The sequence below is a fragment of the Microbacterium meiriae genome, assembly GCF_040686935.1.
GTDB lineage: Bacteria > Actinomycetota > Actinomycetes > Actinomycetales > Microbacteriaceae > Microbacterium > Microbacterium meiriae.
Window position 1 is genome coordinate 457,167 of sequence record NZ_JBFBMF010000003.1, and the last position, 13,270, is coordinate 470,436.

Sequence of the window (13,270 nt, forward strand, 5' to 3'; positions counted from 1 at the left end):
GCCGCCTCGCCCCCGTGCCCTGCCGCTTCCTACCGTGAACACCACCTGCACCCCCTCCGCACCCGAGACCCTGTCTTCCGAATCCGAGGAGTCCCCCGCATGAACCGCCGCCTCATCCGCACCGCCGCCGTCGCGGTCCCGCTCGTCCTGGCCGGCAGCCTTGCCGCTTGCGCCACCTCGCCCGCCCCAGGGAACACTCCGGCCGACGCGGGGGACCCGGTCTCCGGCGGCACCCTGACCTACCTCGAGCACCAGGCCTACACGAACCTGTACCCGCCGCAGGCCGGCTTCTACCCGAACGGCGGCATCGTCAACAACATCGCCGCCCGGCTCACCTGGCAGAATCCGGAGACGCTCGAGATCGAGCCGTGGATCGCCGCGGAGTGGACCGTGAACGACGACGCCACGGAGTACACCTTCGACCTCAACCCGGACGTGACGTTCTCGGACGGCACGCCCGTGGACGCCGCCGCCGTCGCGAAGAACTTCGACACCTACGGCCTGGGGGACGCCGAACGCGGTCTCACCGTCTCCGAGGCCATCAACAACTACGCCGGCAGCGAGGTGGTCGACGAGGACACCGTGACGTTCCGCTTCAGCGCGCCGTCGCCCGGCTTCCTGCAGGCGACGTCGACCATCAACTCGGGGCTGCTGTCCCCGGAGACACTGGACGGCACGATCGAGGATTTCGGCGCCGGCAACGCGGAGGAGATCATCGGCTCCGGTCCCTTCACCGTCACCGACGAGAAGCTCGGCACCGAGTACACCCTCACCGCCCGCGACGACTACGACTGGGGCCCGGACAGCGCCGAGAACGACGGTCGTCCCTACCTCGACGCCGTGCACGTGCTGGTGACCCCCGAGGACTCCGTCCGCATCGGGTCGCTTCTCGCGGCCCAAGCCGACTACGTCCGCTACGTCCAGGCGTTCGACGAGGACCGCGTGGAGGGGGCCGGCTTCACGCTGTACGCGCCGCAGACCCGCGGCGTGAACAACTCGATCGCCCTCCGCCCGGAGAACCCGCTGCTGTCCGACATCCGCGTGCGTCAGGCGATCATCGCCGCGGTCGACGCGCAGGAGGTCGTCGACACCCTGTTCACCGAGAACTACCCGGTGGCCACGTCGGTGCTGTCCTCCCAGGCAGCGGGATACAAGGACGAGTCCGCGCACTACGCCCACGACCCGGAGAAGGCGGAGGCGCTGCTCGACGAGGCGGGCTGGAAGCCCGGCGCCGACGGCATTCGCGAGAAGGACGGCGAGCGGTTGTCCATCACGGTCTACGAGGCCAAGCCGCAGCCGCTGTCGAAGCAGACCCTGGAGCTCGTGGCGCAGCAACTCGCGGCGGTCGGCGTCGAGCTCACCGTCAAGCCCGGCGACGCGGGCAGCTACGCGGAGGACACGCGTGATCCCCTGAAGACGGGGTTCTACCACTCGATGGTCGGCCGTGCGGATCTCGACGTGATCAAGAGCCAGTACTTCACGAAGAACCGCGACGTGCTCATCTCTCAGGACGCGACGCTCGACGAGCTGCTGCTGGCCGTCGCCTCCGAGCCGGACGCCGAGAAGCGGGTCGCCGCCTCGCAGGCCGTGCAGGACTACATCGCGGAGCAGGCGTACGTGATCCCGCTCTTCGAGGAGCCGCAGGTCTACGGTGCGGCCACGTATGTGCACGGCGTCGCCTTCGAGTCGGTCGGCCGCCCCACGTTCTCCGGCGTGTGGCTCGCGGAGCACTGAGGACCACGGTGACCCCATGACCTTCGTCCTCCGACGGGCCGGGCAGGCCGCGATCGTGCTGATCGCGGCCTTCACGGCCACGTTCTTCCTGCTGCAGCTGCTGCCGGGAGACGCCATCCTCATCAAGTTCTCCGACCCGAGCCTGGGGCTCTCGCCGGAGCAGCTCGACGACATCCGCGCGACCTACGGCGCCGACGTCCCGTGGGGGGAGCAGTATCTGCACGCGGGTCTCGGCTTCCTCGCCGGCGACTTCGGCTACTCGACCCAGTACGGCACCCCGGTCCGGACGATGCTCGCTGAAGCACTGCCCGCCACGCTGCTGCTCGCGGCGCTCGGGCTCATGGTCGCCGTCCTGCTCGCGGTGCTGATCGCGGTGCTCTCCTCGCTCGCGCCCTTCGCCTGGCTGCGGGACGGTCTGCGGCAGGTGCCGGGACTGTTCGTGGCGGTCCCTGTGTTCTGGCTCGGGATCCTGCTCATCCAGGTGTTCTCGTTCGGGCTCGGATGGGTGCCGATCGTGGGGGCCGATCCGATCAGCGGCCTGCTCCTTCCCGTCCTCACGCTCGCCGTGCCGATCTCGGCGCCGCTCGCCCAGGTCCTGGTCCGATCCATCGACCGCGTGCAGGCGCAGCCGTTCGTGACCGTGGTGCGGGCGAAGGGCGCGCCGCCGGCGTGGGTGCTCACGCGGTCGGTCGCGCGCAACGCGGCCGTCCCGACCCTCACCATCGCGGGCGTCCTGTTCGGAGAGCTCGTCGGAGGAGCGGTGGTCACCGAGACCGTCTTCGGCCGCACCGGCATCGGACGCCTCACGGAGCAGGCCGTCGCGAACCAGGACATCCCGGTGCTGCAGGGAGTGGTGCTGCTGTCGGCGCTGGGGTTCGTGGTGATCAGCTTCGCCGTCGACCTCGCCACGCCCCTGATCGACCCGCGGCAGCGACGGGCGGCCCGCGCCGCCCGGTCGCGCCCCGTCCGTCCCGCCGCCCAGGAGGTGCCCGCATGACCGCTCCCGTGATCGCGGAGACGTCGGTCGAGACGTCGGGTGCCCCGCCCGCGCCGTCCGCCCCGGCGCCCGTCTCCGCATCCCGTCCGCGACGGCGTTCGCGCGCCTGGGGGCTGTACCTCGCGTTCGCTGTCGTCGCCGTGGCGGTGCTGTGGGCGGTGATCCCGGGGGTCTTCGCGCCGGGCGATCCGCTGACCGGCGTGCCCGCCGACAAGCTCCTGCCGCCGAGCGCCGCGCACTGGTTCGGGACCGACGCCCTCGGCCGCGACCTCTTCGGTCGGGTCGTGCACGGCGCGGTGCACTCCCTGTCGGGCGCGCTCATCGCCGTGACGGTCGGCCTCGCGCTCGGCACGCTCCTCGGAGCCGTCGCCGGCGCGACCGGCGGTGTCGTGGACGACGTGCTGATGCGGATCGTCGACGTGCTGCTGGCCATCCCCGGGCTGCTGCTGTCGCTCTCCGTCATCATCCTGCTCGGCTTCGGAACGGTGAACGCGGCGATCGCCGTGGGACTCGGCAGCGTCGCCGCCTTCGCCCGGCTCATGCGCGCCGAGGTGGCGCGGGTGCGCCGCACCGAGTACGTCGAGGCGGCGTACGGCAGCGGCGGCACCTTCGTCGCCGTGCTGCGCCGGCATGTGCTCCCGAACGCCCTCACCCCGATCATCGCGCTCGCCGCGCTGCAGTTCGGCACGGCCATCCTCGCCATCTCCACCCTCGGCTTCCTCGGCTACGGGGCCCCGCCGCCCACCCCCGAGTGGGGCCTGCTGATCGCCGAGGGGCGCAACTACATCGCGACCGCCTGGTGGCTCACGGCGCTCCCCGGCCTCGTGGTGGTCGCCGTCGTGCTCAGCGCCAATCGCATCAGCCACCGGCTCGGAAGGAGCGCCCGATGACCGCGCCCCCGTCCTCAGCAACCCTCGTCCTCACCGCGACGGACCTGCGGGTCTCGTACGCCGCCCGCGAGGTCGTGCACGGCCTCTCCTTCGCCATCGCGGAGGGGGAGACCCTCGCCCTCGTCGGCGAGTCGGGCTCCGGCAAGTCCACCACGGCGCACGCCCTCCTCGGCCTGCTGCCGGAGGGCGGACGGGTCGAGAGCGGGCGCGTCCGGCTCGGCGACCTCGACATCTCCGGATGGTCGGATCGGGCGTTCCGCGGCATCCGCGGGTCGGAGATCGGGCTGGTCCCGCAGGATCCGACGACCTCGCTCGACCCGGTGCGCCCCGTCGGCGTGCAGGTCGCCGAGGTGCTGCGTCTGCACGGGCATCGCGACCGTCGTTCCCGGAACTCCCGCGTGCTCGAGCTGCTCGACCGCGTCGGGCTGGACGACCCCGACCTGCGTGCTCGACAGTATCCGCACGAGCTCTCCGGCGGGATGCGGCAGCGGGTCCTCATCGCGGCCGCGATCGCCCTCCGCCCTCGGCTGCTCATCGCGGACGAGCCCACCAGCGCCCTCGACGCCACGGTGCAGCGCCGGGTGCTGGATCTGCTGAACGAGCTGCAGCGCGAGGACGGCACGAGCATCCTGCTCGTGACGCACGACCTCGGCGTCGCCGCGGACCGGGCGGCGCGGATCGCGGTGCTGAAGGACGGCCGGATCGTGGAGCAGGGGCCGAGTGCGCAGGTGCTCGCGGAGCCGGAAGACCCGTACACGAGGCAGCTGCTCGCCGACGCGCCCGCCTTCACGACCGGCTTCCGGCGTCCGGACGCGCCGCCGTTCCTCCGGGACGCCGCGGCAGTGGCCGCCGAGAAGCCCTACGAGATCGTGGCTGCCGGCCTCGTCAAGGAGTTCCGGGTCGCGGGTCGTGAGCGCTTCCGGGCGGTCGACGACGTCTCCTTCCGGGTGCGGCGCGGGACGACCCATGCGCTGGTCGGCGAGTCCGGATCGGGCAAGTCCACGACCGCGCGCCTGGTCACGCGCTTCCTCCGTCCGGACGCCGGGACCGTGGAGCTCGCGGGGGAGGACGCGACGGCCGTCGAGGGGGCGCGACTGCGTGCGCTGCGCCGACGGATCCAGCTCGTGTACCAGAACCCCTTCGCCTCCCTGGATCCACGGCAGCAGATCGCCGACGTCGTGGCCGAGCCGCTGCACAACTTCCGCATCGGCGGCCGGTCCGAGCGTCGGGAACGTGCGGTCGCGCTGCTCGAGCGTGTGGCGCTGCCGGCGGATGCGGCCCGTCGCACGCCGAGCGAGCTCTCCGGCGGGCAGCGGCAGCGGGTCGCGATCGCGCGGGCGCTCGCCGTCGACCCCGAGATCCTCGTGCTCGACGAGGCGGTGTCGGCGCTCGATGTGACGGTGCAGGCGCGCATCCTCGAACTGCTCTCCGCGCTCCAGGCCGAGCTCGGACTCACCTACCTCTTCATCTCGCACGACCTCGCGGTGGTGCGTCGCATCAGCCACACCGTCTCCGTCATGCACCGCGGGCGCGTGGTGGAGGACGGGCCGACCGAAGAGCTGTTCCACGACCCGCAGCACGAGAACACCCGGGAGCTGCTGGCCGCGGTTCCCGGTCGAACGGAGATCCTCGCATGAGCGCCACCGCCCCTCGCCCCACCGTCGCGTTCTTCACCCGGCTCCTGGACGATGCGTCCCCCGCGGACCGCTACCGCCTCGCCCTGGCGCAGATCCAGCACGCCGAACGGCACGGCGTGGGGAGGGCCTGGGTGGCACAGCATCATTTCCGGGCGGCGGAAGGCGGGCTGCCCTCGCCGCTCGTCTTCCTCGCGCACGCGGCGGCACGCACTTCGGGGATCCGGCTCGGCACCGGGATCATCACGCTGCCCCTCGAAGACCCGGTACGGGTGGCCGAGGACGCCGTGGTGGCCGACCTGCTCGCGGACGGGCGGATCGACCTCGGGCTCGGCAGCGGCGGCACCCCGTCGTCCTTCGCGCCCTTCGGGGAGGACGTGCGCGACAAGGGGCCCACCTACGAGCGCAAGCTGGGCGTGCTGCTCGACGCTCTCCAGGGCCGCGACGTCGGTGCGGGGAACACGCTGTATCCGGACGCGGGGTCGCTGGCCGCGCGGATCTGGCAGGCGACGTTCTCGGCACCTGGCGGTCATCGAGCAGGCGTCCACGGTCACGGACTGCTGCTGTCGCGCACGCAGCCCCGCCCCCACGACCGGCTGCACGCGCCGCTGTCCGCCCTGCAGGACCCGATCATCGACGCGTACCTCGACGCGCTGCCCGCCGGCGCGACTCCGCGGATCACCGCCTCCCGCACCGTGTTCGTGGCGGACGACCGCGCCGAGGCGCTCCAGTTCGCCGAGGTCGGTCTACGGCGAGCAGCCGAGGGCTTCCGGCGGCAGGGCCAGACGATCCCCGGCGACGGCATCGACGACCTCATCGCCGCTCTCGACACGCATCTCGGCACCCCCGAGGAGGTCGCCGCCTCGCTCGCCGCCGACACCACGTTGCACCGCGCGACCGAGGTGGCGTTCCAGGTGCACTCGGTCGACGCGCCGCACGCCCACGTCCTGCGCTCGATCGAGCTGTTCGCGACGGAGGTCGCCCCGGCCCTCGGCTACGCGCTCACGCCGCCGGATCCCGAGACCACCCACACGCCCGAGAACACCCCCACCGTGAAGGAGAACGCATGACCGCCGACATCGTCGACCAGCTGACGGGGGTGACGCCGGAGTTGGATGCGCTGCGTCGGCGCCGTCCCGTGACCAGGGAGCAGCTCCAGGCGAGCTTCGACGCGCTCTTCCACCCGGTATCCGCGGAGCATGTGTCTCTCGCAGAGCGCGCGCTCATCGCGGCATTCGCGACCGCGCTCGCCGGTGCCGACGACCCCACGGCGGTGTTCTACGCCGGGCGGGCCCGCGAGATCGACCCGGAGCGCGCCGCGATCGTCGCCCGAGAGGCTGAGGCCGCCGCGACCACGGGACCGTTCGGCGCCTACACCGAACGCGGGCTGGAGGCGGAGAGCACCGACGGCACGCGCTACCTCCCGGACGAAGCGGCATCGGCGGCCTTGGGGGAACGTCTCGCGACCGCTCTCGCGCACACGCACCTGCTGGTGTTCCGTCCCCGCGAGGCATCCGGCGCCGACCTCGGCAGCCTGCACGACGCCGGCTGGTCGACGGACGGCATCGTGACGCTGTCGCAGCTCCTGTCCTTCCTCGCCTTCCAGCAGCGGGTCGTCACCGGCCTCCGCGTGCTTCAGGAGGCCGGACGCACCACCGCCGACACAGCGACCGCCACCGACACCGACACCGACACCGACGAGGAGGCCGCATGACCGCCGCCGACACCGTGCTCCGCCACGACGCCGCCCCCTATCCACACGCCTTCACGCGCGCCGAGGTCGGCTGGACACCCCACCTCGCGCCCCTGGCGGAGGAGGATCTGACCCCGCGGCACCTCGACGGCCTCGTCGATGCCGCCCGGGCGAAGAACGAGTACTTCCGGCTGCTCGCGCGCGACCCCGAGGTGCTCCGCGCGCGCACCCTCGTCGACAAGGACATCTTCTACAACGCCGCGGAGGGCCTCCCACGGGCGGAACGGGAGCTGGCGGCCACCGCCGCCTCGCGCCGCAACGGTTGCGTGTTCTGCGCCTCCGTGCACTCCCGGTTCGCGGCGCACCACAGCAAGCGGCCGGAGGACGTCGACGCGCTGCTCGCCGAGGGTGTGGACGCGGATCTCGGGGAGCGCTGGAACGCGATCGTCGCGGCCGCGGTCGCGCTGACCGACACGCCACGCCAGTTCGGTCCCGCGCACATCGCGCGCCTCCGTGCGGCCGGACTGGACGACCTCGAGATCGCGGACGTCGTGCACGGCGCGGCCTTCTTCAATTGGGCGAACCGGCTGATGCTCTCGCTCGGCCGCCCCGTCGCTCCATTCTGACCGACAGGGAGGTCGTCGCCAGATGCGCTACCGTCGCATCATGACAAGCCGTCTGCGGCGCCGAAGCCTCCCTGTCGTCGGCTTCGTCGCTGCGGCCGCAATGTTCGTCGGGTGCGCGCCGAGCATCGAGAACCTCGTGCGGGTGAGCCTCGCGGATTCCATCGAAGACGCGCAGGACAGCATGTGGGAGCACCGCGGCAAGATCGTCACGGACCCGGAAGCGACCATCGCCGAACTCTCCCTCGCCTCCGACCTCCGAGACGGAACCGACGAGCTCGACGGCAACCCCCTCAAGCTCCTCGACCTCGACAAGAGGGACGACAGCACCACCCTGACACTCCTCGCACTCGGTGGCGCGCAGACGGGCGGTGGCTGGTGGTACGAGCAGCGCCAGGGGGCGGTGTGCTTCACCCTGACCTTTCCGCGAGGCGAAGAGATCGTGGAGACAGGCCCCGCGGACTGCCCGGACATCCCGGAACTGGACGGCATCGAGGACGTCGTCCCGCTCGAAGAACTCGACGCCAGAATCACCGCCACCAAGGCCGACTACCCTGACTCGGTGTGCCAGTGCTACAGCGGCAGTGAGTGCGACTGCCCCGGAGGCTAGGCGATCGGGTCGGAGCCCGTCGTGGCCGCAACCCCGCTCCGGTGCCACCCTGATCCCTCAGGGGACGAGGATGATCTTCCCCGTGGCCCCGCCGGTCTCCATGAGTTCATGGGCCCGTGCCGCCTCGGCGAGGGGCAGCTCCGGGCCGAGCTCGATGGTGAAGTCGCCCGCGGCCAGGAGGTCCACGGTCTTCTGCAGCGCCTCGGCGCGCCACTCCAGCTCCTGCGGCGTGAGCGGCTCGGGGGACCCGCCGGAGAACGCCCGGATGCCGAAGTCGGCGGCGTCGGGACCGCGGACGATGGTCGCGATGCGGTCGCGGTCCGCGACCAGGGCGAGGGAGGTCTCGATGGCCTCATCGGTGCCCGCACAGTCCAGGACGACGGTCACGGGGGAGGGGGCCGCCGCGCGGACGCGGTCGAGCAGGCCGTCGCCGTAGGCCACGGGGATCGCGCCGAGCTCGCGGAGCTGGTCGTGCCGGGCGGGGCTCGCGGTGGCGATCACCGTCGCGCCCCAGGCGACCGCGAACTGCACGGCGGCCTGGCCGACCGAGCCGGATCCTGCGTGCACGAGGAGCACGTCGTCGGCCGTCACGGCGAGCGAGCGGAGGGACTGGTAGGCGGTGCCGGCCGGGATGCCGATCGCCGCACCCTCGGCCGCGGTGACGGCGTCCGGGAGCTTCACGAGCTTGTCGACCTCGACCGCGAGGGCGGAGGCGTAGGTCCCGAGCGTGTCGCGGATCGCGACGCGGTCGCCGACCTCGAACCCGTCGACGCCCTCGCCCAGCACCTCGATCACCCCGGCACCGTCGAATCCGACCGGACGCGGTTCGGTGATCGGCGCAGACGGGCGCTTGCCGCCACGGAGCTTCGCGTCGATGGGGTTGGCACCGGCCGCCTCGATGCGCACCAGCGCCTCGCCGCGGACGGGCACGGGGTCAGGCACCTCCATCAGGTGGAGGACAGCGGGGGATCCGAACTCGGTGTAGACGATCGCGCGGGCCATGCCCTCAGGCTACCCGGCGGGGGTCACTTCCCCGCGAGCGCCTTGGTGATCCGCTGCGGCGACACCGGCTGCGCGGTGCCGAGACGCTGAGCGAAGACGCTGACCCGGTACTCCTCCAGCAGCCAGCGCACCTCGACGATCGCGGGGGGAGCGTCGGGCGCGAGGGGGATCGTGCCGCCGGCGTCCGCGAACAGCACCGCCATCCGCTCGAACTCCGTCATCCGTGCGCGGTCTTTGCCCGGCTCGTTCGCCAGGGTCTTCAACCGGTCGATCATGCCGTCGAGGTACCGGGGGAAGTGGGCGAGTCGGTCGACACCCGCCGCCGCGCCGAAGCCGGAGTGCAGCAGTCCGGAGAGCTGGGTGCGGATGTCGTTCAGCGGGCCGAGCAGCGCCAGCGAGTTCTGGGACTTGATGCCGCGCTCCACCTCCCGCGCCTTCGTGAGGATGCGGGCGACGAGGGAGACGCAGGCGAAGAGCTCGTCGACGAGCACGGCGGACACGGCGTCGCGGACCCGGGCGAACTCGGCCTCGGTGCGCACGACGCCACGGTCCTGGCCGTCGGCGCCGGTCGACGCGTCGATCACGCGACGGGCGACGGCGGCTCGGCAGTCCTCGATGAGCGCGGCCGCCGACGGATAGGGCGAGGCGGCGAGGGCGAGCTTCTCCTGGCTGGTGAGGTGCTGCTGCACGTACGAGGACGGCGAGGGCACCGCGAGCAGGACGAGACGGAGCACGCCGTCGCGCGTGGCGGCGGCCGCGGCGTCCGGGGTCGCCTCGACCCGCACCGACACGCTCGTGCCGGCATCGACGATCGCCGGATACCCGCGGACGACGCCGCCCGCGACCTTGGTGTCGATGACCGCCGGGAGGTCGCCGAACGTCCACGCCGTCAGCCCGGTCTGCTCGACGGGAGCGGCGGCCACGCGCTCCGCCCCGCGCGGCCCCGGTGCCTCCGCACGCCCGGGTCGGGCGATGGAGCGGGCGACGCTGCTGCGCGCGCGGTCGGAGAGCTCGGCCTGCAGCGCCCGGAGATCACGCCCTGACCCGACCACCCGTCCCCGCTCGTCCACGGCGCGGAAGTTCATGCGCAGGTGCGCCGGCACCCGCTCGTCATCGAAGTCCGCGGCCGTCACCACCTGGTTCGCGAGCGGCTGCACGAGCCGCGCGAGCGCTTCCTTGAGGGTGCGCGGGGGGAGGCCGCCGTGCACCTCCGGACCCTCGTCGGCCAGCGCCGCCCCGAACTTCTCCGCCCAGTCGGCGGCGGGGACGACGTGGCGGCGGATGGCCTTGGGCAGCGCGCGCAGCAGTCCGGTGACGAGCTCGGCGCGGAGCCCCGGCACCTGCCAGTCGAAGCCGCGATCCTCGATCTGGGCGAGCAGCGGCAGCGGCAGCACGACGCTCACGCCGTCATCGGGGGCACCCGGCTCGAACCGGTACGCGAGGCCGAGCACCTGGTCGCCCTGCGTCCACCGGGTCGGGAACTCGCGCTGGTCGGCGCGGTCCTCGTCGTCGATGAGGTCGCTCTCGCGCATCACGAGCAGCTTCGGCGTCGTCGTCAGCGCCTCGCGCCACCACTTCTCGAACGACCGCATGTCGAACACCTCGGCGGGGATGCGCTCGTCGTAGAACCGGAAGACGGCCTCGTCGCCGGCCAAGATGTCGCGGCGCCGCTCACGCTCCTCGAGCTTCTCGAGGCGGCGCCGGAGCTCGGCGTTGCTGCGCCAGAACGCGCTGACCCGCTTGTCGATCCGGGACGGGTCCCACTCGCCCTCGACGAGAGCATGACGGACGAAGAGCTCGCGCGAGGCGGCCCGGTCGATGCGGGCGAACTGCACGCGCCGGCGCGGGATGATCTCGACCCCGAACAGCGTGACCTTCTCGAACGCCACCGCGGCTCCGGCGTCCTTGGACCAGTGCGGCTCGGTGACCTGACGCTTCGCGAGGTCGCCGGCGAGGGGCTCGGCCCAGGCGGGGTCGATGGCGGCGACGGTGCGGGCGAAGGTGCGGGAGGTCTCCACGATCTCGGCCGCCATGACCGCCCGGGGACTCTTCTTGCGCAGCCCCGACCCCGGGAAGATCGAGAACCGGATACCCCGCGCGCCTCGGTACTCCGTGATCCGGCGGCGGGCGTCCTTCGCGGGAGAGTGGGCCTTCCCCGCGGGGGCGGTGCGCTCGTCGAGGACGCCGATCTGCGACAGCAGGCCGGACAGCAGCGCGCGGTGGATGGCATCCGGATCGGCCGCGCCACTCGGCTCCGCCCCGCGATCGGGGCTCTTGACGAGCGTCCGGAGCTGGCGGTGCACGTCGAACCACTCGCGGACGCGCACGTAGTTGAGGTGCTCGCTGCGGCACAGGCGCCGGAACGCGCTGGAGCCGAGTTCCCGCTGCTGTCCGCGCAGGTGGTTCCAGAGGTTCAGGAGGGTGAGGAAGTCGCTCGTCGGGTCCACGAAGCGCGCGTGCAGCCGGTCGGCCTCCTCGCGCCGCTCCTCCGGTCGCTCCCGCACGTCCTGGATGGACAGCCCCGCGACGATCGCGAGCACGTCCCGCAGCACCGACGAGTTCCCTGCACCCCGCTGGGTCCCTGAGCTTGTCGAAGGGCCTGCACCCCGCTGGGTCCCTGAGCTTGTCGAAGGGCCTGACCCCCGCTGGGTCCCTGAGCTTGTCGAAGGGCCCGCCTCGATGAGCATCCGCGCGAACCGGGGGTCCATCGGCATCCGGGCGATGTCCCGCCCGATGCGGGTGAGCCGGGGGCCGTCGTCCGGTCCCTGAGCCTGTCGAAGGGCGCCGAGCTCGGTGAGCAGGTCGAACGCCGCCTTCACGCCCCGGGAGTCGGGCGGGGTGAGGAAGGGGAACGCGGTGATGTCGCCGAAGCCGAGCGCGAGCATCTGCAGGATGACGGAGGCGAGCGAGGTGCGCAGGATCTCGGGCTCGGTGAACTCGGGGCGCCGCGCGTAGTCCTCTTCCGAGTACAGCCGGATGGCGATGCCGTCGCTCGTGCGGCCGGCGCGACCGGAGCGCTGGTTCGCCGACGCCTGCGAGATGGCCTCGATGGGGAGCCGCTGCACCTTCGAGCGGTTGCTGTACCGGGAGATGCGGGCCGTGCCGGTGTCGATGACGTACTTGATGCCGGGCACCGTGAGGCTCGTCTCGGCCACATTCGTCGCGAGCACCACGCGGCGACGGACGCCGGCCACGGTGCTGCGCTCGAACACCCGGTGCTGCTCCGCGGCGGAGAGCCGGCCGAACAGGGGGAGGACCTCGGTGGGAGAACGGTCCTTGGCGTAGGCGGCGCGCACCGCGTCAGCCGCGTCCCGGATCTCCGCTTCGCCGGGCAGGAACACCAGCACGTCGCCCGGGGCCTCCCGGTCGAGCTCGCGGAGCGCCGTGACGATCGCGCTCACCTCGTCCTCCGGCTCGCCGGCGGCGTCCTGCTCCGCGTCCTCGTCGACGAGCGGGCGATAGCGGATCTCGACGGGATAGGTGCGCCCCGACACCTCGATGACCGGAGCGGGGGTGCCGTCGGCCGCGGCGAAGTGCCGCGCGAAGCTCTCCGGATCGATCGTGGCGGAGGTGATGATCACCTTCAGGTCCGGGCGCTGCGGGAGGATGCGGGCGAGGTAGCCGAGCAGGAAGTCGACGTTGAGGGACCGCTCGTGGGCCTCGTCGATGATGATCGTGTCGTAGCGCGTCAGCAGGCGGTCTCGGTGGATCTCGTTGAGGAGGATCCCGTCGGTCATCAGGGCGATGCGCGTCTCGTCGGAGACCTTGTCGGTGAAGCGCACCTTGTAGCCGACGAGCGTGCCGAGCTCGACCCGCAGCTCCTCGGCCACGCGCTCCGCGATCGTGCGGGCGGCCAGCCGCCGGGGCTGGGTGTGGGCGATGCGCTCGCGGCCCAGTTCCAGCGCGATCTTCGGCAGCTGCGTGGTCTTCCCCGATCCGGTCGCGCCGGCGACGATGACGACCTGGTGGTCCCGGACGGCGTCGGCGATCTCGTCCCTGGCGGCGCTGACGGGCAGCTCCGGGGGGTAGGAGATCACAGGGGAGGACATAGCCCTCCATCGTATGCCGGGATGCACACCGGAGCCGC

General features: G+C 72.3%; 10 protein-coding genes. 8 read left to right on the forward strand and 2 right to left on the reverse strand.

Translation table 11 applies throughout. The features are described 5' to 3' along the window. Positions 1 to 99 precede the first annotated feature (99 nt). The 8 genes from AB0P08_RS12290 to AB0P08_RS12325 are packed head-to-tail and all read left to right on the forward strand — an operon-like array spanning position 100 to position 8,181. Positions 100 to 1,734, forward strand: coding sequence for a TIGR04028 family ABC transporter substrate-binding protein (locus AB0P08_RS12290; RefSeq protein WP_363590036.1), 1,635 nt, complete (start codon positions 100 to 102; stop codon positions 1,732 to 1,734). Between the two features lie 16 nt (positions 1,735 to 1,750). Then, positions 1,751 to 2,731 carry an ABC transporter permease gene (locus AB0P08_RS12295; RefSeq protein ID WP_363590037.1) on the forward strand — a complete coding sequence of 327 codons (981 nt, stop codon included), beginning with the start codon at positions 1,751 to 1,753 and terminating at the stop codon, positions 2,729 to 2,731. After that, positions 2,728 to 3,621 carry an ABC transporter permease gene (locus tag AB0P08_RS12300; protein WP_363590038.1) on the forward strand — a complete coding sequence of 298 codons (894 nt, stop codon included), beginning with the start codon at positions 2,728 to 2,730 and terminating at the stop codon, positions 3,619 to 3,621. The genes AB0P08_RS12295 and AB0P08_RS12300 overlap by 4 nt, the downstream gene beginning before the upstream one ends. Further along, complete coding sequence (locus AB0P08_RS12305) at positions 3,618 to 5,258, forward strand: dipeptide ABC transporter ATP-binding protein (RefSeq protein WP_363590039.1); 1,641 nt, start codon at positions 3,618 to 3,620, stop codon at positions 5,256 to 5,258. The genes AB0P08_RS12300 and AB0P08_RS12305 overlap by 4 nt, the downstream gene beginning before the upstream one ends. Beyond that, positions 5,255 to 6,325 carry a putative FMN-dependent luciferase-like monooxygenase gene (locus AB0P08_RS12310; protein WP_363590040.1) on the forward strand — a complete coding sequence of 357 codons (1,071 nt, stop codon included), beginning with the start codon at positions 5,255 to 5,257 and terminating at the stop codon, positions 6,323 to 6,325. Before AB0P08_RS12305 ends, AB0P08_RS12310 begins: the two co-directional genes overlap by 4 nt. Next, positions 6,322 to 6,969, forward strand: a complete 648-nt coding sequence (locus tag AB0P08_RS12315) for a CMD domain protein (RefSeq protein ID WP_363590041.1) — start codon at positions 6,322 to 6,324, stop codon at positions 6,967 to 6,969. Before AB0P08_RS12310 ends, AB0P08_RS12315 begins: the two co-directional genes overlap by 4 nt. After that, entirely contained in the window at positions 6,966 to 7,574 is a 609-nt protein-coding gene (locus tag AB0P08_RS12320) for an alkylhydroperoxidase domain protein (protein WP_363590042.1), read from the forward strand. Before AB0P08_RS12315 ends, AB0P08_RS12320 begins: the two co-directional genes overlap by 4 nt. A gap of 40 nt (positions 7,575 to 7,614) precedes the next feature. Continuing rightward, positions 7,615 to 8,181: a hypothetical protein gene (locus AB0P08_RS12325; RefSeq protein WP_363590043.1), complete on the forward strand. Its 567-nt coding sequence runs from the start codon at positions 7,615 to 7,617 to the stop codon at positions 8,179 to 8,181. 57 nt (positions 8,182 to 8,238) lie between these two features. Here the strand turns inward: AB0P08_RS12325 and AB0P08_RS12330 are convergent, their stop codons facing one another. Then, positions 8,239 to 9,183 (reverse strand): quinone oxidoreductase family protein, encoded by a 945-nt coding sequence (locus AB0P08_RS12330; RefSeq protein ID WP_363590044.1) that lies wholly within the window; start codon positions 9,181 to 9,183, stop codon positions 8,239 to 8,241. 23 nt (positions 9,184 to 9,206) lie between these two features. Then, on the reverse strand, positions 9,207 to 13,232 hold the full coding sequence (hrpA, locus tag AB0P08_RS12335; protein WP_363590045.1) for an ATP-dependent RNA helicase HrpA: 4,026 nt from the start codon (positions 13,230 to 13,232) through the stop codon (positions 9,207 to 9,209). Positions 13,233 to 13,270 lie beyond the last annotated feature (38 nt).